The sequence below is a fragment of the Verrucosispora sp. WMMA2044 genome, assembly GCF_027497155.1.
GTDB lineage: Bacteria > Actinomycetota > Actinomycetes > Mycobacteriales > Micromonosporaceae > Micromonospora > Micromonospora palythoicola.
Window position 1 is genome coordinate 264,590 of sequence record NZ_CP114913.1, and the last position, 20,226, is coordinate 284,815.

Below are 20,226 nucleotides of genomic sequence, written 5' to 3' on the forward strand. Positions count from 1 at the left end.
CTCAGAGGGGGCCGCGGCCGGCGCGGAGCAGCAGCAGGGCCAGTTGGGTGCCGTCCGCGCCCAGGGCTGACCGGAAGCGCTCCAGGATCTCCTGTTCGCGGGAGAGGACGAGCCGGGTACCGCCTGAGGCCATCCGGGTCGCACCGACCTCCCGGGAGAGTGCGGCCCGCTCCTGCCACAACTCGATCAGCGCTCGGTCGATCTCGTCGATCCGTACCCGGATCTCGGCGATCCGACTGGCGGCGTCCGGCTCGGCGGTGCCGGTGGCCGGGGCACCAGCCTCGGGCCCGGCGGGACCGGCCCCGTTCGCGCTGCCGTTCTGCTCCATCACGTCTGTCATCTTCGGGTACCTCTCGCGATGTGGTGCCCGTTGCCCGGATCCCGGGACGCGAAATGCCCCGGGCTCCGAGAGCCCGGGGCATTTCGTAGGTCTGATCGATCAGGCGCGACCTACGGCTGCCGGACTCCCGGAGCCGTAGTAAAAGTAGAAGCGCTCATCGAACACGCTGTCGAGTATGCCGCTCTCCGGGGTGGCACGCAAGGAAAGCCGTCCCTTCCCCACATCTGGTCGGTGGGTGCCGTGGGCGGGGGATGTCGGGCCGGCGGCATAGACTCGCCGTGCGATGCATCCTCTCTTCGACATCCCCGCGTCCCCGCCCGAGCCCGAGCCTGCCCGGGCGTTGCCACCCCACCGGCCCACGCCCGGCCGCCTCGATCCGGCGGAGCTGGTCGAGGGGCTCAACGGTCCGCAGCGGGACGCGGTGACCCACGCGGGCTCGCCGCTGCTGATCGTGGCCGGCGCCGGGTCCGGCAAGACCCGGGTGCTGACGCACCGGATCGCGTACCTGCTCGCCGCCCGGGACGTGCACCCCGGCGAGATCATCGCGATCACCTTCACCAACAAGGCCGCCGGCGAGATGAAGGACCGGGTCACCGCCCTGGTCGGCCCACGGGCCCGGCTGATGTGGGTCTCCACGTTCCACTCCGCCTGTGTGCGGATCCTGCGTGCCGAGCACGAGCAGGCCGGCCTGAAGTCCACCTTCTCGATCTACGACGCGGACGATTCCCGCCGGCTGATGCAACTCGTCGCCCGTGAACTCGACCTCGATCCGAAGCGCTATCCGGCGCGGGGTCTCGCCGCCCAGGTCTCGAATCTGAAGAACGAGCTGGTCGACCCGGAGACGTTCGCCGCACGGGCCAACGGACCCAACGAACGCGCCCTGGCCGAGGCGTACGCCCTCTACCAGCGGCGGCTGCGCGAGGCCCACGCGCTCGACTTCGATGACCTGATCATGACGACGGTGCATCTGCTCCAGTCGCATCCGCACGTCGCGGAGAGCTATCGCCGTCGTTTCCGGCACGTGCTCGTCGACGAGTACCAGGACACCAACCACGCGCAGTACATCCTGATCAAGGAGCTGGTCTCCGGCACCGAGGGCCTCGACCCGGCGGAGCTGTGCGTGGTCGGCGACGCGGACCAGTCGATCTACGCCTTCCGGGGCGCGACGATCCGCAACATCCTGGAGTTCGAGCGCGACTTCACCGACGCCCGCACCATCCTGCTGGAGCAGAACTACCGCTCCACCCAGACCATCCTGAACGCGGCGAACGCGGTGATCGACCGCAACACGTCGCGCAAGCCGAAGCGGTTGTGGAGCGATGCCGGCGCGGGTGAACCGATCGTCGCGTACGTCGCCGACACCGAGCACGCCGAGGCGGACTGGGTGGCCCGGGAGATCGACAGGTTGGTCGACGACGGGGAGACCCGACCGGGCGACGTGGCGGTGTTCTACCGCACCAACGCGCAGTCCCGGGTCTTCGAGGAGGTGTTCATCCGTCTCGGTCTGCCCTACAAGGTCGTCGGCGGGGTGCGCTTCTACGAGCGCAAGGAGGTCCGGGACGCACTGGCCTACCTGCGTTCGGTGGTGAACGACGACGACACGGTGAGCCTGCGCCGGATCCTCAACACCCCGCGCCGGGGCATCGGCGACCGCGCAGAGGCCTGTGTGGAGGCACTGGCCAGCCGGGACCGGATCTCCTTCGGTGCCGCGTTGCGGCGAGCCGGTGACGCGCCGGGCATCTCGACCCGGGCGGCCAACGGCATCGCCGACTTCGTGGCGCTGCTCGACTCCGCCCGTGAGCTGGCCGTCGACGGCACCCCGGAGGAGGTGCTGGAGGCGGTGCTGACCCGTTCGGGTTACCTGACCGAGCTGGAGGAGAGCCTCGACCCGCAGGACGCCGGCCGGGTCGACAACCTCCAGGAGCTGGTGAGCGTCGCGCGCGAGTACACCGAGCGGATCGAGGCGACCGGCGCGGAGGGCGAACGGGCCACCCTGGCCGGCTTCCTGGAACAGGTCGCACTGGTCGCCGACGCCGACCAGGTGCCCACCGACGACCCCGAGCACCAGGGCGTGGTCACCCTGATGACGCTGCACACCGCCAAGGGCCTGGAGTTCCCGGTGGTGTTCCTGACCGGCCTGGAGGACGGCGTCTTCCCGCACCTACGCTCGCTCGGCGACACCCGGGAGCTGGAGGAGGAGCGCCGGCTGGCGTACGTGGGCATCACCCGTGCCCGGCAGCGGCTCTACCTCTCCCGGGCGGTGACCCGCTCCGCGTGGGGCCAGCCGTCCTACAACCCGCCGTCCCGGTTCGTCGAGGAACTGCCACCCGAACTCGTCCGCTGGGAGCGGACCGAGGGGTCGTACACCTCGTGGGGTGGGGGTGGTGGCGGCGTGGGCGGCCGTGCGGACCGGGCGCCCGGCGGTCGCGGTGGTTTTGCCGGCGGTACGCCCCGGGCGGTCCAGCTGGCCCGCAAGCTCGGGGTGGACGGCAGTCGGTTGGCCACCGCGAGCGAGCTGCCGCAGGGGCCGAAGGTCACCGCCGGGGACCGGGTCAACCACCAGCGGTACGGTCTCGGCCGGGTGGTGACCGTGGAGGGGCACGGCCCGGGTGCCCGGGCGCAGATCGACTTCGGCGACCAGACGCTGTGGTTGGTGCTGCGCCACGCCCCGATCGAGAAGATCTGACCCGGTCAGCCGGAGCAGGCCACGTCGATGCCCCGAGCGCGTAGGAAGGGCGCCGGGTCGATCTGGTTCCACATCTGACCCTGGTGCACCTCGAAGTGCAGGTGCGGGCCGGTGGAGTCGCCCGTGGAGCCCTCCAGACCGATCGTCTGCCCGGTGCTGACCTTCGCGCCCACGCTCACCCTGGCCGTGCTCAGGTGGGCGTAGTGGGTGAGGTAGCCGTTGCCGTGGTCGATGACCACCGAGATGCCGTACCCGTCACCGACGTCGCCGGCCTTGGTCACGGTGCCACCGAAGGCGGCGCGCACCGGGGTGCCGGCGGGCATGGCGAAGTCGATGCCGGCGTGCAGGGTGCCCCACCGGGGTCCGTAGCAGGAGGTGACCGCACCTCCGGACATCGGCAGGACCCAGGAGGATTTCGGCTTCGTACTCTTCTTCGGCTTCGGCTTCGGCTTCGGCTTCGGCTTGGCGGTGGCCGTCCGGCTGGCCTTCGGCTTCGGGCTGGGCTTCGCGGTGGGGCTGGCGCTCGGCGACGGGCTGCCCGAGGCGGCGGGCTGGCGGGCCGACCGGTCGGCCCGCTCGGCGGCCGCTGCCCGGGTCGCTGGGTCCAGGGCGACCGGGCTGGTGGTCGGCCGCTCATCGCGGTCGGTCAGGACGACACCGCCGACGCCGAGCGCCGCCAGGGCGACCGCACCGACAGCCAGCAGGCGGGAACGCCGGCTCATCCGTCGACGGTGGCGTGCCGGGGCGTGGGGGATCTCGCGGGTAGGGGTGGGGCTGTCGTCCTGCACGGGTACGGACCTCACTGGCTTCGAGTGGTACGTGACCTCGAAATCCTGGTGTCGGTCCGGGCGGTGCCGGGTACCGGGGGTGTGAGCGGCGCGGGCGGTGGCCGGCGCCGCTGTCCGTCTTCGTGCCGGACTGGTCCCGACTGCCCGATGCTGATCTGGTCGGCCGTTGTGCCGTCCGTCACAGTTGTCGGAGTGAGCTGGGACACTTGTCCGTCCCGGGCATCACGCGAAACCGCCCGGATCGACAGATCCGGGCGGTCAACGGACGTCACGGCCGGTCAGGACGCGGCTACCTCGCTGTAGATTGCCTCGACTTGCAGCTTGATGTCCACTCCGCGCTCCTGCAGCCACGGCACCGGGTCGAGTGGCTCCCCCTTGACATGGATCTCCAGGTGCAGGTGGGAACCGTAGGAGTGACCGGTGTTGCCGACCAGGCCGAGCTGGTCACCGGCCTTGACCTGCTGCCCCTCGCGCACACTGAGCGCGGAGGAGTGGCCGTAGATGGCTTCGCTGCCGTCGGCGTGCTGGACGATCACCGCGTTCCCGTAGCCGCCGAACCAGCCGGCCTTGGTGACGGTGCCCTCGTGGATCGCGACGTACGGGGTGCCCTCCGGCGCCACCAGGTCCACGCCGGTGTGCAGCTTGCCCCAGCGCATGCCGTAGGGGGAGTTGAAGTCGTAGCCCTGCAGGGGCAACAGCCAGACGCCGGTGTCCTCGACGCTCTCCGGGGCATCGCGGCCGTCCCGGGAGGCCCGGTCGGCGGCGTCGGCCCGGTCGGCCACGCCCTGGTTGCTGATCGAGGCCTGCTTGAGCTCGTCGAGCACCGTCGGGCTGACGCTCTTGGCGTCCGGCATCGCGCTGGCTCCCAGCGCCACCACACCGGCGCCGACGAAGGCGGTGGTGACGACCGCGGCGTAGCGGCTGCGCGGGGGTGTGGGTACGCGGCGGCGGCCGCGATATCGATCGGGCTCAGACGACAGGCGCTGGCGCACGCATACCCTCCGTTGTCGGGGTTCCGATGCGGATCAACCGTCGTCCGGATCTGGTGACCGTCCGTCGGCTGGTCGCGTCGTCACCCGTCCGTAGACCTGATGACAACCGTGGACACGGTAGCCAACCGTCAGTCCCGTCACAAGCCGGAACGCCGAATTGCTTGCAACGTTCTGTCCGCTTCCGTCCGAGATTGTCATGGCTCGCGGGTGTAGTGGAGTGTCCTCGTTATCCTCCGTTCGTCGCACACCGTGACCGATCGGCGGAGGCGTCCCGCTTGACGCCCCCCGTGCCCGTCGTGCCTCTGCGTGAGGTGACAGTGGTACCTACGTGACGCGGCAGGGGGTTGCGGCGAATCCGTACGGCGACCCCTGTTTACCGCTCGCCCTGCCGGCCCCGGTTCCCCGGCCGAGGCCGGGCGGGTTACCGTTCGTTCAGGTGAATGCCGCAGAGCCGGTGAAAGGGATGCCCAGATGAGCTCTCGTGTTCGGGTCGTCGTCGCCAAGCCGGGCCTGGACGGCCACGACCGTGGTGCCAAGGTGGTGGCGCGGGCTCTCCGCGACGCCGGCATGGAGGTCATCTACACCGGCCTGCACCAGACCCCGGAGCAGATCGTGGAGACCGCGATCCAGGAGGACGCCGACGCGGTCGGCCTCTCGGTGCTCTCCGGGGCGCACATGACGCTGTTCCGCCGGGTCCTCGAACTGCTCGACGAACGGCAGGCCCGGGACATCGTCGTCTTCGGCGGGGGCATCATCCCGGAGGCCGACCTGCCGGAGTTGGAGCGGCTCGGCGTGGCCAAGATCTTCACCCCGGGCGCCACCACCACGTCCATCGTGGAGTGGGTGCGGGACAACGTCGCCCAGCCGGTGGCCTGAGCACAGGGGGAGGGGCCGGACGCACCCCTCACACGTCCGGCCCCTCTATGCACGATGCCCCGCCGCCACCCCTCGACCGACAGGGCATCGGCCGTTTCCGTCTTCGCGCTCACCAGCGCTCCGACACCTGACTCAACGACGTCCCTCCAGCGGGGTTACGCGGGACCGCGGAGAACCGTCACCACCCAGGCAAGATCGCTCGAACGGGTGACGTGGCTCGGTCCGCGCCCTGACGGGTGCGCTCCGGTGTGACCCGACGCCAACCTGGTTTGTGCATTACCGCACACCACACACCCGCTCGGTTGCCGGAGGTGCCGGCATCGCTAGGCTGCGCCCAATGAACCCTTTCCGACCTCCCCTTGCGGGCCGCACCGTCAGGTCGGCGGCGGCGCGTGGTCGCGGTGGCGAGGGTTCGACCGCCTGCGTCAACTTCAACTGATGTCGGGCATCACACTGTTTTCTTTCCATACGCTGGTGGCGGCGCGACGGTGCGCCGCAGAGACGGGACGGGACGCGCAATCGTGGACCTGTACGAGTACCAGGGGCGGGACCTGTTCGAGCGGCACGGACTTCCCGTGCTCGCCGGCGGCGTCGCCACGACCCCGGAGGAGGCCCGCGCGATCGCCGAACGCCTCGGCGGCCGGGTGGTCGTCAAGGCACAGGTGAAGGTCGGCGGACGAGGCAAGGCGGGCGGCGTCAAGCTGGCCGAGGGCGCGGAGGAGACGGTGGCCCGCGCCACCGACATCCTCGGCATGGACATCAAGGGTCACACCGTCCACAAGGTCATGATCACGGTGACCGCGGACGTGGCCGAGGAGTACTACTTCTCGTACCTGCTCGATCGGGCGAACCGCACGTTCCTCTGCATCGCCAGCGTCGCCGGCGGTATGGACATCGAGCAGGTCGCCGCCGAGACCCCGGAGAAGGTCGTCAAGGCGCCGATCGACGCCGTCAAGGGCGTGGACGAGGCGAAGGCGCGGGAGATCGTCGAGGCGGCCGGCTTCCCGGCCGAGGTCGCCGACCAGGTCGTCGACGTCGCGGTCGGCCTGTGGCGGGCCTTCGTCGCCGAGGACGCCACCCTGGTGGAGGTGAACCCGCTGGCCAAGACCGCCGAGGGCAAGCTGCTGCTGCTGGACGCCAAGGTGTCGCTGGACGAGAACGCCGGCTTCCGGCACCCCGACCACGAGGCACTTGTCGACCAGGCGACGGTGGACCCCCTGGAGCAGGCGGCCAAGGAGAAGGACCTCAACTACGTCAAGCTCGACGGCGAGGTGGGCATCATCGGCAACGGGGCCGGCCTGGTCATGTCGACCCTCGACGTGGTCGCCTACGCCGGGGAGCGGCACGGCAACGTCAAGCCGGCCAACTTCCTCGACATCGGCGGCGGTGCGAGCGCCGCGGTGATGGCCAACGGACTGGAGATCGTGCTCTCCGACCCGTCGGTCAAGAGCGTCTTCGTGAACGTCTTCGGCGGCATCACCGCCTGCGACGCGGTCGCCAACGGCATCGTGCAGGCGCTGGAGCTGCTGGAGCAGCGGGGCGAGCAGGTCACCAAGCCGCTCGTCGTCCGCCTCGACGGCAACAACGCCGAGGCCGGTCGGGCGATCCTCGACGGCGCGAACAACCCGCTGATCGAGCGGGTCGACACCATGGACGGCGCGGCCGAGCGGGCCGCCGAGCTGGCGGCTGCGGGGGTCTGACACATGGCTATCTGGCTGACCAAGGACTCGAAGGTCATCGTCCAGGGGATGACCGGTTCCGAGGGTTCCAAGCACACCCGCCGGATGCTCGCCGCCGGCACGACCGTGGTGGGCGGTGTCAACCCGCGCAAGGCGGGCACCACCGTCGACTTCGACGGCACCGAGCTGCCGGTCTTCGCCGGCGTCGCCGACGCGATGAAGGACACCGGCGCGGATGTCACGGTCATCTTCGTACCGCCGCAGTTCACCAAGGCCGCGGTCATCGAGGCGATCGACGCCGAGATCCCGCTGGCCGTGGTGATCACCGAGGGGGTGCCGGTGCACGACACCGCCGCCTTCTGGGCGTACAACGTCGCCAAGGGCGAGCGGACCCGGATCATCGGCCCGAACTGCCCCGGCATCGCCTCGCCGGGTGCCTCGAACGCCGGCATCATCCCGGCGGACATCACCGGCTCCGGCCGGATCGGTCTGGTCAGCAAGAGCGGCACGCTGACCTACCAGATGATGTACGAGCTGCGCGACATCGGCTTCTCGACCTGTGTCGGCATCGGTGGCGATCCGATCATCGGGACGACCCACATCGACGCGCTGGCCGCGTTCGAGGCCGACCCGGACACCGACGCCATCGTCATGATCGGTGAGATCGGTGGCGACGCCGAGGAGCGGGCGGCCGAGTTCATCAAGGCCAACGTGAGCAAGCCGGTGGTCGGCTACATCGCCGGGTTCACCGCCCCGCCCGGCAAGACCATGGGGCACGCCGGTGCGATCATCTCCGGCTCGGCGGGCACCGCCGACGCCAAGAAGGCGGCGCTGGAGGCGGTGGGCGTGAAGGTCGGCAAGACGCCGACCGAGACGGCCAACCTGATGCGCGAGATCATGTCCGCGGGCTGAGCGGGAAACACGCGCTGAGGGGCCGACCGGAAGGTCGGCCCCTCAGCGGTTCCAGTACGGGTAGTTCCCGGTGGCCTGCAGGATCAGGCTGACGACGATGTTCAGCACGCCCAGCCCGATGGCCACGTAGCCGAGCACCGGCGACTGGCGGTACCGGCGTGCGTCGCGGATCGACAACCAGCCGAAGACGATGCCGAGGATGCCGCAGCAGAGCACACCGGTCACGATGCCGATTACGCCCCAGAGGGTCGTACGGTCCCGGCCGACGGGTGGCGGCGGGGGCGGTGGATACGGAGCGTTCACGACTCCCCTTCCGGTCACATGCTGCCGCGACGTCGGTCACGGCCCCTGTGCCGAGGCTAGATGAGACGGTGCCCGCCCACGCCGGATCAGCCGAACTCGGGTGTTCGGCGCGCCGGCTGCCCGACACGACGGGCGGTGTCGGGCAGCCGGGGCCGGCCCGGCATGCCAGAGTAGAGCCGATGTCCTTTGTCACCCCTGACCAGCCTCGCCGGGCCACCGACGCCCGTGGCGCCGGTGGCCGGCCACCCGGCCGCGCCGGCCCGCCGCGCCGGGTGCCGGCCGCGCGGACGGCACCTTCCGGGCGCAGTCACGCACCGCTCCCGGTCGCCGCACTTGTCGCCGCCATCGGGGCGGCCGTGACCACCTGGTTGCCCGTGGCGCTGGCGCTGTGGCTGTTCCAACTCAGCGAGGACGCCGGCAGCCTGCTCGACGCCGCACGGGCGGGAGCGGCGGGTTGGCTCCTCGGGCACGGGGTGCCCCTGGTCATGGCCACCGGCCCGCTCGGCCTGGCGCCGCTCGCGGTGACGGTGTTGGCGGTCTGGCGGCTGGTCCGGGCCGGGGTGCACGCCAGCCGCGCGATCGGTGCCCGCGGCGGCCGGTCGCCGGGCCGTACGCTCGCCGCCGCCGCTGCCGTCGGCGTCGCGTACGGACTGCTGGGAGCGCTCGCCGCCATGCTCGTCGGAGCCGGTGGGCCCAGCGTGTCGCCGGTGCGCGCCGGGCTGACGCTCGCGACCGTCGGCACCCTCGCCGCCGGTTTCGGTGCGGCCCGGACGACCGGCGTGGCGGAGGTCTTCGCCGAGCAGACGCCGATGCCGCTGCGCGAGGGCGTACGTGCCGGCCTGGTCGCCGCCCTGGTGCTGCTCGGCGCGGGCGCTGCCGTGGCCGGGCTGGCCGTGGCGACCGGTGGTGGCGACGCGGCCGACCTGATCGGCGCCTACCAAACCGGTGTCGCCGGTCAGGCCGGCATCACCCTGGTCAGCCTCGCGTACGCGCCGAACGTCAGCGTGTGGTCGGCCAGTTACCTCCTCGGCCCCGGCTTCGCGGTCGGCACCGACACGGCGGTACGCACCAGCGAGGTGTCGGTCGGCGCGCTACCGGCACTGCCGTTGTTCGCCGGCCTGCCCAGCGGGCCGGTGGCCGGGCTCGGCGCGGTCACCGTCCTCGCGCTGCCCGTCCTCGTGGGAATGGCCACCGGTTGGCTGCTCGCGCGCCGCCTACTGCGCCTGGCCAACGCCGAACGGAGATCGCTGTCCTGGCGGCGGCTGCTCGTGCCGGCGGCGCTCGCCGGACCGGTGGCCGGCCTGCTGCTGGGCGCGGCGGCGAAGGCGTCCGGTGGGCCGCTGGGCGGCGGCCGGCTGGCGCAGGTCGGGCCGGTCGGTTGGCAGGTGGCGCTCGCGGCACTGCTGGTCACCGGTGCCGGCGCACTGCTCGGTGCCGCCGCCACCCGCTGGCTCACCCGACCCGCGACCTGACCCTCTCCGCCGCCCGGAGGGGCGGCGGTGTGCGGATTCCGCACGAGGTGGGGCGGTCGAACTGGCCCGCTGACGCGCCAGGGGCGTCCCGGACGCACCGGGACGCCCCTGGCTGCGGGCAGGCTGCTGATCAGGGATACAGCGCCGACCCGCCGACATTCAGTGCGACCACCACGATCTGCAGCAGACCCAGCAGCAGCCCGACCGCGCCACAGATCAGGCCGGCGAGTGCCTGACCGGAGCTGCCGGCCAGGCCCTGGTCGGCCTTCTGCTTACCGAGCCAGCCGGTCACGAGCGCGGCCAACCCGAGCGGGATGCCGAGGTAGCAGCAGCTCAACGGAATCGAGGCGATGCCGAGGATCATCGCGACCAGGCCGAGGGTGTTCTGCTGCCCCTGCGCGCCGGTGAAACCCGCGTTCGGGTACATCGGCGTGCCGCCGTAGGGCTGCGGGCCGTACGGGTCGGCGTAGGGCTGCCCGTAACCCGGTTGCCCGTACGCCGGTTGCCCGTAGCCCGGTTGCCCGTACGCCGGTTGGCCGTACGCCGGGGGCTGCCCGGCGGCCGGCGGGGGACCGGCCGGCGGCGCGTACGGACCGTAGGGCCCGGGGGAGGCCGGCGGCTGGGCCTCCGGTTGCTGACCGTACGGATCGGCCGGGGGCTGCTGACCGTACGGGTCGGCCGGGGGTTGCTGACCGTACGGGTCGGCCGGCTGGGCGTACGGGTTCGCCGGCGGTGGCGCGTACGGGTTCGCCGGGGGTGGCGCGTACGGGTTCGCCGGCGGGGGCGTGGTCGGGTCCCCGTACGGCGGCTGCTGGCCGTACGGGTCCTGACCGGGTTGACCGGGCTGCATCCGGTGCTCAGAAACCGCTGGCGTTGCTGCCGCTCATCGAGCCCAGCAGGCCGCCGCCCAGGCAGCACACCAGGACGATCGCGATCCAGGCGATACCGACGATCAGGGCCCACTTGGACCACTTCTTCGACTCGGCCGCCGCAGCCTGCGCGCCGGCGTAGTCACCCTGCTGAACCAGCGGGTTGACCTTCGAAGCGTTGATGATCGCCGGAATGGCCAGCGGCCAGAACAGGAAGATCGCGACGATCGACATTGTCATGTTGTTGTCGACCGACTGCGGTGGCTGTGACTGGTATTCGGGCTGCATGACGACGTGCTCCTCACGGTTGTTCGCTGACGGGTGTGGGACCGGACATGCGCCGGTCCCAAGCGACCGGCAGCGTACCTGCTTTCGGCCAGTTCGGTGGTCACGCGCGCCGCGCTGCCCAGCGGATGGGCACCGGCCAGCGGCCGGATAGGGTGTGCCGGTGAACCAGCCCGCCCGTATCGTCGTCCTTGTCTCCGGCTCCGGCAGCAATCTCCAGGCCCTGCTGGACGCGACCGCAGACCCGGCGTACGGGGCGCGGGTGGTCGCGGTCGGGGCGGACCGCGACGGGATCGCGGGCCTGGACCGGGCCGCCGCCGCGGGGGTGCCGACCTTCGTCGAGCGGTTGAAGGACCACCCGGACCGCGATCGGTGGGACGTCGCGCTCACCGACCGGGTCGCCGAGCACCGACCCGACCTGGTCATCTCGGCCGGGTTCCTGAAGCTTGTCGGTCCGCGTTTCCTCGCCGCCTTCGGCGACCGTTACCTGAACACGCACAACACCCTGTTGCCGGCGTTCCCCGGCATCCACGGCCCGCGCGACGCGCTCGCCTACGGGGTCAAGGTGACCGGGGCGACCCTCTTCTTCGTCGACGCCGGGATGGACACCGGCCCGATCGTCGCGCAGGTGGCGGTGCCGGTACGCGACGACGACGACGTCGACACGCTCACCGAACGCATCAAGGAAGCGGAGCGGAGCCAGCTCGTGGAGCAGGTGGGCCGGCTGGTCCGCAACGGTTGGACGATAACCGGAAGAAAGGTCATGGTCGGCGTGAACTCCATCCAGGACGGGCGTCGCCCGATCCGGCGGGCACTCGTCAGCGTCTACGACAAGACGGGCCTGGCCGATCTGGCCAAGGCGCTGCACGCGGCGGGTGTGGAGATCGTCTCCACCGGCAGCACCGCGTCGACGATCGCGGCCGCCGGAGTGCCGGTGACGCCGGTGGAGCAGGTGACCGGCTTCCCGGAGATCCTCGACGGGCGGGTGAAGACCCTGCACCCGGCGATTCACGGCGGGCTCCTCGCCGACCTGCGCAAGGACGCACACACCGCCCAGCTCGACGAGCACGGCATCGCCGGGATCGACCTGCTGGTGTCCAACCTGTACCCGTTCCAGGACACCGTCGCCTCCGGCGCCGGCCAGGACGAGTGCGTCGAGCAGATCGACATCGGTGGCCCGGCGATGGTGCGTGCGGCCGCGAAGAACCACGCCTCGGTGGCCGTGGTGACCGACCCCGGTGCGTACCCGATGCTGCTGGCCGCGCTCGACGGCGGTGGCTTCACCCTGGCGCAGCGCCGGGCGTTGGCCGCCCGCGCGTTCGCCGACATCGCCGAGTACGACGTGGCGGTCGCCGAGTGGTTCGCCTCGTCGGTGGCCCCGGCCGCCGACGGCATGCCGGAGTTCGCCGGTCTGGCGTTGCGCCGGCAGTCGGTGCTGCGCTACGGCGAGAACCCGCACCAGAGCGCCGCTCTCTACGCCGACCCGTCCGGCCCGGTCGGGCTGGCTCAGGCCGAGCAGTTGCACGGCAAGGAGATGTCCTACAACAACTACGTCGACGCGGACGCCGCCTGGCGGGCCGCGAACGACTTCGCCGATCAGCCCGCCGTGGCCGTCGTCAAGCACGCCAACCCGTGCGGGATCGCCGTCGGCGCGGACGTGGCGCAGGCGCACCGCAAGGCGCACGCCTGTGACCCGGTCTCCGCCTTCGGTGGGGTGATCGCCGTCAACCGCCCGGTCTCGGTCGAGCTGGCCGGGCAGATCGCCGAGATCTTCACCGAGGTCGTTGTGGCGCCCGACTACGAACCCGGTGCGGTGGAGACGCTGCGGGCCAAGAAGAACATCCGGCTGCTGCGTGCGCCCGCCTTCCAGCCGCGTCCGACCGAGTGGCGGCAGGTCAGCGGTGGCCTGCTCGTGCAGCTACCGGACGCGATCGACGCCGAGGGCGACGACCCGAGCACCTGGCGGCTGGCCACCGGCGAGCCAGCCGACGACGCCACCCTGGCCGACCTGGCCTTCGCCTGGCGGGCGGTACGCGCGGTGAAGAGCAACGCGATCCTGCTGGCCCACGACGGCGCCACGGTCGGGGTCGGCATGGGGCAGGTCAACCGGGTGGACTCGGCTCGCCTCGCGGTCAGCCGGGCCGGCGCCGAGCGGGCGCGCGGCGCGGTGGCCGCCTCGGACGCGTTCTTCCCGTTCGCCGACGGTCCGCAGATCCTCATCGACGCGGGCGTCCGGGCGATCGTCCAGCCCGGCGGCTCGATCCGCGACGAAGAGGTGATCGCGGCCTGCAAGCAGGCCGACGTCACCATGTACCTCACCGCCACCCGCCACTTCGCCCACTAGTGCGAGATCTTGGACAGTTTCCGTTAGCCGTTGACTGTTAGCCGTTGACGGAGACTGTCCAAGATCTGGACCGAACCGGTAACCGCAGTCAGGTCGTCGGTTGGACGGTTGCCACGGTCCGCTGACCGGCCAGTAGGCCGGAGATGCCTTCGGCGGTCATCGGTCGGGCCAGGTGGTAGCCCTGGCCACGGGTGTAGCCGAGGGCACGGAGCACCGCGACCTGCTCGGCGCTCTCCACCCCCTCGGCGACGGTCTCCAGGCCGAGGGCGTGGGCGAGTTGGATCACCGCCCGGGCCACCGCCTGCCGGGCGGCGGCTGCCCCTGCCTGGCCGTCGTCGATCTCGATACCGTCGACGAAGGACTTGTCGAGCTTCACGATCGCGGCGGGGAAGGCGCGCAGCAGACTCAGCGACGATTCGCCGGTGCCGAAGTCGTCGAGGGAGAGGCGGATGCCCATCCGGTCGAGTTCGACGAGGGTCCGGGAGACCTGTTGACCGCGCAGCACCGCCGACTCGGTCACCTCAAGGACCAGCCGTTCGCAGGGCAGCCCGCTGTCGGCGAGCGCGGCGGTCACGTCGGAGACGAAGTCGGGATCGTGCAGTTGCCGGGCGGAGACGTTCAGGCCCGCCTCCCGGAGTGCGTCCGGCCCGAACTCCCGTGACCACGCCGCCGCCTGGCGGCACGTCTCGCGCAGCACGAACCGGCCCAGCGGCACGATCAGACCGGTCCGCTCGGCGGCTGGGATGAACTCGGCCGGCCCGACGGTCCCGCGCGTCGGGTGGTGCCAGCGGACCAACGCCTCCACCCCGACCAGCCACCCGTCGTCCAGCCGCAGGATCGGCTGGTAGACGACCCGCAGTTCGTTGTGGTCAAGGGCCCGCCGCAGTTCGCCGCCGAGCTGCATGTGCGCCAGTACCGGCTCACCCATGCCGTCCACGTACCGTACGAAGCTCGCCTTCCCCCGCTGTTTGGCCGTGTACATGGCGACGTCGGCGTCCCGCAGCACCGAGTCGACGGTGGCACCGGGCCCGGTGTCGGCGATGCCGATGCTGGCCTGCACCAGCAGGCGGTGTTGGCTGATCGGCTGGTCGAGCGCGGCCAGCAGCCGGCCGGCCAACTTCTCGGGGTCGGCGTGCGGTCCGGTGAGCAGGACGGCGAACTCGTCACCGGCGACCCGTACCGGCAGGCCGTCGTCGCCGACCTCGGCACGCAAGAGCTCGGCGACCGACACGAGCAGCCGGTCACCGACGCCGTGCCCGAGCAGGTCGTTGACGGTCTTGAAGTCGTCCAGGTCGACCAGGAGCACCGACGCGGGTGTCGTGGCGGTGAGTGCGGACGCGAGCCGGTCCCGGAACAGCGCCCGGTTGGCCAGCCCGGTGAGGCCGTCGTGGCTGACCTCGTACTGCAGGCGCTCCTCCTGCAGCCGGGTGTTGCGCAGCAGTCGGGCGTTCTCCCGATAGGCGATGAACTGCCGGACGCTGACCAGCGCGGTCACCACCACGGCGGCGATCAGGACCACCCGGACCGGCCAGGTCAGCGGAGCGCCGAACGCGACGGCGAGCAGCGGCACGTCGACCGCCACCACCGCCAGGTACGGCAGCAGCACGCCGTTGCGGGTCGGATCGCGGCGGACACCGAGCTGGGCCCGCCACTGCGCCCGGACCCCGAGCGTGAAGAAGACCGGCGTCAGCGGCATCACGACCGCCTGGGCGGGGATGCCGGCGACATACCCGTACCGGACCGAGAGCACCGCGACGATCCCGGCGGTGACGCCGCCGCTGGCCGCGACGAACCGCAGGGCGACCCGGTCGACCGGACCGCCGGCCACGAAGGACACCTTCGTCGCGGCGCCGACCGCGACCAGGAAGGCGAGCCCGACCAGCGCCATCGCCTGCCGGCTCCACGGCTCGGCAGCGGTAAGCATCGGGGCCAGCCCGATGTAGCAGAGCAGGGCCGCGCAGCCGAGGAACGCGATCGTGCGGTCGAGCAGGAGACGCCATCGCTCGACACCGCCGGTCTCGGCGATCGGCACCCGGGCCACCGCCCAGATGGCGACGACGAATCCGATCGCCACGCACGCCGCCGCCGGCAACGGCATGCTTCGGGTACGGGCCTCGGCGGCATGCGTCAGCATGTCCAGCGCCAGCCAGCCGTACCCGATGGTGATGGTGACCGCCGCGACGAGGAGCGCACGCCAGAAGCGTCGGGTGACCGGGTCGAGGTCGGCGTGGCGGAGCAGGTGTACGACGGACCCGGCGGCGAAGACCCCGCCGACCGGAACGAACAGGTACGCCAGCGCCTCGGTGCCGGCACCGACGGTGAAGTTCGCGACGCACCAGGCGGTGCCGAGGGCGACGACCGCCACGGTGGCCTGCACAAATCGCATGGTGGTCCGACTGTTCGTCGCGGCGACCCCGACCGTGGGGCCCGTCGTCGGTCGTAGCGCCACCTGCGTCACGGCTGTAGACCCTAATGAGTGAGCAGAGGCTCGCCATCCGTCATCGGGTGCCTCTTCGATGCCGCAGTATCCACTGAGGAGGGAGGTTCGCGCTCACCGTCCCGGCCGGAGTTCGGCGAAATGGCAGGCCGAGGGGTGCGGGTCGGCGGCCCGCGGCACCGCCTGCGGGTCCTGGATGGCGCAGATGTCCTGGGCCTTCCAGCACCGGGTACGGAAGTGGCAGCCGCTCGGCGGGTCCGCCGGGCTCGGCACGTCGCCATGCAGCCGGATGATGCTGCGATGTTCCCGGGCGTCCGGGTCCGGCACCGGTGCCGCGGAGAGCAGCGCCTGGGTGTACGGGTGGGTGGCCCGATCGTAGATCTCGTCCTCGGTGCCGATCTCCACGATCCGGCCCAGGTACATCACCGCGATCCGGTCGGAGATGTGTCGCACCACCGACAGGTCGTGCGCGATGAAGATGTAGGACAGGCCCAGCTCGTCCTGAAGCTCCTCCAGCAGGTTGATCACCTGGGCCTGGATGGAGACGTCCAGCGCGGAGACCGGCTCGTCGCAGACGATCACCTCGGGCCGCAGCGCCAACGCGCGGGCGATGCCGATGCGCTGGCGTTGACCGCCGGAGAACTGGTGCGGATACCGGTTGATGTGTTCCGGGTTCAACCCGACGACGTCGAGCAGTTCCTGGACCCGCCGCTGGCGGCTGCCCTTCGGGGCCGCCTCCGGATGGATCTCGAACGGCTCGCCGATGATGTCGCCGACCGTCATCCGGGGGTTCAGCGAGGTGTACGGATCCTGCATGACCATCTGCATGTTGCGTCGGATCCGGCGCAGCTCACCGCCGGAGGCGGCGAACAGGTCCCGACCGGCCAGGGTGGCGCGGCCGGCGGTCGGCTTCTCCAACCGCATCAGCAGCCGGGCCAGAGTGGACTTGCCGCAACCCGACTCGCCGACGATGCCCAACGTCTCGCCCCGGCGCAGCTGGAAGCTCACCCCGTCGACGGCCTTGACCGCACCGGTCTTCTTCTTGAACACCACGCCCTGCGTGATCGGGAAGTGTTTGACCACGTGGTCGACGTCGAGGAGGGTCTCGCCGCGAACCGTGTTGGGGCTAGCCGGCGCGGTCATCACGTACCTCCTGGGCGAAGTGGCACGCGCTGGTCCGGCCGTCGCCGAGGACCAGGTCGTGCGGCACCACGTCCACACAGACCTGCTGCACGTACGGGCACCGGGGGTGGAAGGGGCAACCGCTGGGGATGCGCATCAGGTTGGGCGGCAGGCCACGGATCGTGGACAGCTTCCCGCCCCGCTGGTCCAGGCGCGGGATCGAGTTCAGCAACCCCTTGGTGTACGGGTGGGCGGGCGCCCGGTACAGCGACCGGACGTCGGCGTGCTCGACGATCCGGCCCGCGTACATGACCGCGATCCGGTCCGCGACGTCGGCGACCACGCCGAGATCGTGGGTGATCAGGATCATCGCCATGTCCAGGTTCCGCCGCAGGTCGGCGAGGAGGTCCATGATCTGGGCCTGCACGGTGACGTCCAGCGCGGTGGTGGGCTCGTCGGCGATCAGCACCCTCGGCTCCATCGCCAGCGCCATCGCGATCATCACCCGCTGCCGCATACCACCGGAGAACTGGTGCGGGTAGTCACCGAGCCGCCGAGCCGCCGCCGGGATCTGCACCAGGTCCATCAGCTCCACCGAGCGGCGGCGGGCGTCCGCGCGGGACATCCCGAGTCGCTGGCGCAGCGTCTCGCCGATCTGCCAGCCGACCGGGAAGACCGGATTCAGGGCGGAGAGCGCGTCCTGGAAGATCATCGCGATCTCCTTGCCCCGGATCTGCCGGCGCTGCTCCTCCGGCAGACCCAGCAGGTCGCGGCCGGAGTAGCGGATCTCGCCCGAGCTGATGTGCGCCGGTGGGGTGTCCAGGATGCCCATGATGGCCTGGGCGGTGACGGACTTGCCGGAGCCGGACTCGCCCAGCACGGCGAGCGTCTCGCCCGGGTCCAGGTGGTAACTGACCCCGTTGATCACCTTGGCCACACCCTCGCCGGTGCGGAACTCGACGTGCAGGTCACGCACCTCCAGCAGGTGCCCGCCGGGCGGAGTGGGCGAGGCCGGCGTCGGCCGGACGGCGTGCTGACTCACGGTGCCTGCCTTTCGCTCGCGACTGCGGGGCTCGCTGCGCTCACTCCTCGCGCTCGCGGTGCCTGCCTTTCGCTCGCGACTGCGGGGCTCGCTGCGCTCACTCCTCGCGCTCGCATGACCGCCTCACCGGAGCTTCGGGTCGAAGGCGTCGCGGATCGCGTCGCCGAGCATGATGAAGGCCAGGACGGTCAGCGCCAGGAAGGTCGACGGGACCACCAGCGGGGTCGCCGACTCCCGCATGTGCACCCGACCGTTGTTGATCTCGATGCCCCAGGAGATGGTGGGCTCCCGCAGCCCGATGCCGAGGAAGGACAGCGTCGCCTCGGCGGCGATGAACGAGCCGAGCGCGATGGTCAGCACGACGATGGCCGGGGCGAGCGCGTTCGGCAGGATGTGCCGCCACATGATCCGCCCGTTGCCGGCCCCCAGCATCCGGGCCGCGGCCACGTAGTCCTGCTCCCGGGCGGTGATCACCGAGGAACGGACCACCCGGGCGGCGGTGGTCCAGCCGAGCACCGCCAGCACGAAGATGACCGCGGCGACGCGTACCGTGGCGCTGTCGCTGCCGATGCGCTTGAGCAGGACGATCGCGGCCAGCAGCAGCGGGATGCCGAGCACGATGTCGATCACCCGGGAGAGCACCGCGTCGACCCAGCCGCCGAAGTATCCGGCGAGCATCCCCACGACCAGCGCGATCAGGCCGGTGAACAGCGCGCTGAGGGCACCGACCAGCAGCGACGCCCGGGCGCCGTGGACCGCCCGGGCGTACGTGTCGCAGCCCTGGAAGTCGTACCCGAAGATGGCTCCGCCGGAGGGTGCCGCGTGCTGTCGGGACAGCACGCAGTCGGCGGGGTCGTTGCTGGTGAACAGGCCGGGCACGGCGGCCATCGCGGTCACCAGCAGCACCAGGAGCAGGCTGATCCAGAAGATCGGCTTGCGGCGCAGGTCGCGCCAGGCGTCGCCGGCCAGGCTGCGCGGCTTGCGGGGGCGCCCCACCTGGTTCGGCGTGCCCGGCTCCCCGGAGGGCCCGCGCCGCGCGGCCTGGTTCTCCGACGCCGCCACCGTCTCGAAGTCGCTCACAGGTCCACCCTTGTCTCACTCATAGCGGATCCTCGGGTCCAGGACGGCGTACAGGATGTCGACCACCAGGTTGGAGATCAGGTAGACCACGACGAGCACGCTGACGATGCCGACCACCAGCGGGCCGTCCTCGGTGCGGATGCCGCGGAAGAGATTGAAGCCGACGCCGGGGATGTTGAACACGCCCTCGGTGATGATCGCGCCGCTCATCAGGTTGCCGACCTCGACGCCGAGGAAGGTGATCACCGGGATGAGCGAGTTGCGCAACACGTGCACGCTCACCACCCGCCGGTTCGGCAGGCCCTTCGACCGGGCGGTGCGTACGTAGTCGGCGCGCAGGTTCTCGGCAACCGAGGTGCGGGTCAGCCGCAGCGCGGTGGCCAGGGAGAGCGAGCCGAGCACGATGCCCGGCAGCAGCAGCGCGTAGAAGTCGGGGTCGGCGCCGGCGGTGGGCGGGAAGACCTGCCACTTGACGCCCAGGAAGTACTGCGCCAGCGGGGCGAGCACGATGGTCGGTATGCCGAGCACCAGCAGGGTCAGCAGCAGGGTGGCGTTGTCGAAGATGCTGGCCCGTCGGATGCCGGCGAGGACGCCCGCGGTGACGCCGAAGATGACCGCGACCGCGAGGGCGATCAGGGCCAGCCTGATGGTGACGGGCCAGGCGGCGGCGAGGATGTCGCCGATCGACCGTCCGGTGAGCGACTCGCCCAGGTCGCCGCGGAGCAGGTTGGAGATGTAGTCGAAGTACCGGTAGAAGAAGCCGCCGACCCCGGTGGCGTCCAGGTGGTACTTCTCCGTGAGGTACGCCCGCTGTGCGGCGGTGACCGGGCGCTCGCCGGCGAGCGCCTGGATCGGGTCGCCCTGACCGGCGAACATCAGCGCGTAGACGATCAGCGTGGTCCCGAAGAAGGCCAGGACCATCTGGAGCAGACGCCGCACGATGAAGCGGAACATACTTGGCAGTCTCTCTGAAAAGGGGCGAACCGCGTGGCGGGTCGG

General features: G+C 71.1%; 17 protein-coding genes and 1 pseudogene. 7 read left to right on the forward strand and 11 right to left on the reverse strand.

From position 1 onward, the window contains the following. Nucleotide 1: 1 nt before the first annotated feature. On the reverse strand, nt 2-328 hold the full coding sequence (locus O3597_RS01270) for a chorismate mutase (protein ID WP_208020912.1): 327 nt from the start codon (nt 326-328) through the stop codon (nt 2-4). A 295-nt stretch (nt 329-623) separates the two neighbouring features. Between O3597_RS01270 and pcrA the strand changes: the two genes are divergently transcribed. Beyond that, on the forward strand, nt 624-3,026 hold the full coding sequence (gene pcrA / locus O3597_RS01275; protein WP_281603043.1) for a DNA helicase PcrA: 2,403 nt from the start codon (nt 624-626) through the stop codon (nt 3,024-3,026). A gap of 5 nt (nt 3,027-3,031) precedes the next feature. Here the strand turns inward: pcrA and O3597_RS01280 are convergent, their stop codons facing one another. Continuing rightward, nucleotides 3,032-3,748 (reverse strand): M23 family metallopeptidase, encoded by a 717-nt coding sequence (locus tag O3597_RS01280; protein ID WP_281603044.1) that lies wholly within the window; start codon nt 3,746-3,748, stop codon nt 3,032-3,034. A gap of 344 nt (nt 3,749-4,092) precedes the next feature. Further along, a complete protein-coding gene (locus O3597_RS01285; RefSeq protein ID WP_164447811.1) occupies nt 4,093-4,806 on the reverse strand; it encodes a M23 family metallopeptidase in 714 nt (237 codons plus the stop codon). A 471-nt stretch (nt 4,807-5,277) separates the two neighbouring features. On the opposite strand from O3597_RS01285, the gene O3597_RS01290 reads away from it, so the two are divergent. From O3597_RS01290 to sucD, 3 genes are all read left to right on the forward strand, one after another. After that, a complete protein-coding gene (locus O3597_RS01290; protein ID WP_164447810.1) occupies nt 5,278-5,682 on the forward strand; it encodes a cobalamin B12-binding domain-containing protein in 405 nt (134 codons plus the stop codon). Nucleotides 5,683-6,203: 521 nt separating this feature from the next. Continuing rightward, a complete protein-coding gene (gene sucC, locus O3597_RS01295; RefSeq protein WP_164447809.1) occupies nt 6,204-7,382 on the forward strand; it encodes an ADP-forming succinate--CoA ligase subunit beta in 1,179 nt (392 codons plus the stop codon). Between the two features lie 3 nt (nt 7,383-7,385). Then, nucleotides 7,386-8,273, forward strand: a complete 888-nt coding sequence (gene sucD, locus O3597_RS01300) for a succinate--CoA ligase subunit alpha (RefSeq protein WP_164447808.1) — start codon at nt 7,386-7,388, stop codon at nt 8,271-8,273. Between the two features lie 42 nt (nt 8,274-8,315). Here the strand turns inward: sucD and O3597_RS01305 are convergent, their stop codons facing one another. Next, a complete protein-coding gene (locus O3597_RS01305; protein WP_164447807.1) occupies nt 8,316-8,576 on the reverse strand; it encodes a DUF4190 domain-containing protein in 261 nt (86 codons plus the stop codon). 179 nt (nt 8,577-8,755) lie between these two features. On the opposite strand from O3597_RS01305, the gene O3597_RS01310 reads away from it, so the two are divergent. Further along, nucleotides 8,756-10,048: a DUF6350 family protein gene (locus O3597_RS01310; protein ID WP_281603045.1), complete on the forward strand. Its 1,293-nt coding sequence runs from the start codon at nt 8,756-8,758 to the stop codon at nt 10,046-10,048. Between the two features lie 130 nt (nt 10,049-10,178). On the opposite strand, the gene O3597_RS01315 is transcribed toward O3597_RS01310, so the two are convergent. Both O3597_RS01315 and O3597_RS01320 read right to left on the reverse strand, forming a co-directional pair. Continuing rightward, nucleotides 10,179-10,898 carry a DUF4190 domain-containing protein gene (locus tag O3597_RS01315; protein ID WP_281603046.1) on the reverse strand — a complete coding sequence of 240 codons (720 nt, stop codon included), beginning with the start codon at nt 10,896-10,898 and terminating at the stop codon, nt 10,179-10,181. A gap of 7 nt (nt 10,899-10,905) precedes the next feature. Beyond that, on the reverse strand, nt 10,906-11,205 hold the full coding sequence (locus O3597_RS01320; RefSeq protein ID WP_164447804.1) for a CD225/dispanin family protein: 300 nt from the start codon (nt 11,203-11,205) through the stop codon (nt 10,906-10,908). A 154-nt stretch (nt 11,206-11,359) separates the two neighbouring features. On the opposite strand from O3597_RS01320, the pseudogene purN reads away from it, so the two are divergent. Both purN and purH read left to right on the forward strand, forming a co-directional pair. Beyond that, nucleotides 11,360-11,965, forward strand: a pseudogene (purN, locus tag O3597_RS01325) (phosphoribosylglycinamide formyltransferase); the annotation flags it as partial. Nucleotides 11,966-11,974: 9 nt separating this feature from the next. After that, nucleotides 11,975-13,546, forward strand: coding sequence for a bifunctional phosphoribosylaminoimidazolecarboxamide formyltransferase/IMP cyclohydrolase (gene purH / locus O3597_RS01330; RefSeq protein ID WP_281604441.1), 1,572 nt, complete (start codon nt 11,975-11,977; stop codon nt 13,544-13,546). Nucleotides 13,547-13,634: 88 nt separating this feature from the next. Here the strand turns inward: purH and O3597_RS01335 are convergent, their stop codons facing one another. The 5 genes from O3597_RS01335 to O3597_RS01355 all read right to left on the reverse strand — a co-directional run bounded on the left by O3597_RS01335 (nt 13,635) and on the right by O3597_RS01355 (nt 20,181). Continuing rightward, nucleotides 13,635-15,932 carry an EAL domain-containing protein gene (locus O3597_RS01335; RefSeq protein ID WP_281603047.1) on the reverse strand — a complete coding sequence of 766 codons (2,298 nt, stop codon included), beginning with the start codon at nt 15,930-15,932 and terminating at the stop codon, nt 13,635-13,637. Nucleotides 15,933-16,097: 165 nt separating this feature from the next. Then, a complete protein-coding gene (locus O3597_RS01340) occupies nt 16,098-17,126 on the reverse strand; it encodes a dipeptide ABC transporter ATP-binding protein (protein ID WP_281603048.1) in 1,029 nt (342 codons plus the stop codon). Further along, nucleotides 17,110-18,147 (reverse strand): ABC transporter ATP-binding protein, encoded by a 1,038-nt coding sequence (locus O3597_RS01345; protein ID WP_281603049.1) that lies wholly within the window; start codon nt 18,145-18,147, stop codon nt 17,110-17,112. The genes O3597_RS01340 and O3597_RS01345 overlap by 17 nt, the downstream gene beginning before the upstream one ends. A 123-nt stretch (nt 18,148-18,270) precedes the next feature. Further along, nucleotides 18,271-19,227, reverse strand: a complete 957-nt coding sequence (locus O3597_RS01350) for an ABC transporter permease (RefSeq protein ID WP_164447799.1) — start codon at nt 19,225-19,227, stop codon at nt 18,271-18,273. Between the two features lie 15 nt (nt 19,228-19,242). Beyond that, complete coding sequence (locus O3597_RS01355; RefSeq protein ID WP_281603050.1) at nt 19,243-20,181, reverse strand: ABC transporter permease; 939 nt, start codon at nt 20,179-20,181, stop codon at nt 19,243-19,245. Nucleotides 20,182-20,226 lie beyond the last annotated feature (45 nt).

What these genes read in the sequence shown, in the direction of transcription:
- O3597_RS01270 (WP_208020912.1), bottom strand. Translation starts at nt 328, where the DNA reads ATGGAGCAGAACGGCAGCGCGAACGGGGCCGGTCCCGCCGGGCCCGAG.
- O3597_RS01290 (WP_164447810.1), top strand. Translation starts at nt 5,278, where the DNA reads ATGAGCTCTCGTGTTCGGGTCGTCGTCGCCAAGCCGGGCCTGGACGGC.
- sucD (WP_164447808.1), top strand. Translation starts at nt 7,386, where the DNA reads ATGGCTATCTGGCTGACCAAGGACTCGAAGGTCATCGTCCAGGGGATG.
- O3597_RS01280 (WP_281603044.1), bottom strand. Translation starts at nt 3,748, where the DNA reads ATGAGCCGGCGTTCCCGCCTGCTGGCTGTCGGTGCGGTCGCCCTGGCG.
- O3597_RS01310 (WP_281603045.1), top strand. Translation starts at nt 8,756, where the DNA reads ATGTCCTTTGTCACCCCTGACCAGCCTCGCCGGGCCACCGACGCCCGT.
- O3597_RS01335 (WP_281603047.1), bottom strand. Translation starts at nt 15,932, where the DNA reads ATGCGATTTGTGCAGGCCACCGTGGCGGTCGTCGCCCTCGGCACCGCC.
- pcrA (WP_281603043.1), top strand. Translation starts at nt 624, where the DNA reads ATGCATCCTCTCTTCGACATCCCCGCGTCCCCGCCCGAGCCCGAGCCT.
- O3597_RS01340 (WP_281603048.1), bottom strand. Translation starts at nt 17,126, where the DNA reads ATGACCGCGCCGGCTAGCCCCAACACGGTTCGCGGCGAGACCCTCCTC.
- O3597_RS01320 (WP_164447804.1), bottom strand. Translation starts at nt 11,205, where the DNA reads ATGCAGCCCGAATACCAGTCACAGCCACCGCAGTCGGTCGACAACAAC.
- O3597_RS01355 (WP_281603050.1), bottom strand. Translation starts at nt 20,181, where the DNA reads ATGTTCCGCTTCATCGTGCGGCGTCTGCTCCAGATGGTCCTGGCCTTC.
- O3597_RS01315 (WP_281603046.1), bottom strand. Translation starts at nt 10,898, where the DNA reads ATGCAGCCCGGTCAACCCGGTCAGGACCCGTACGGCCAGCAGCCGCCG.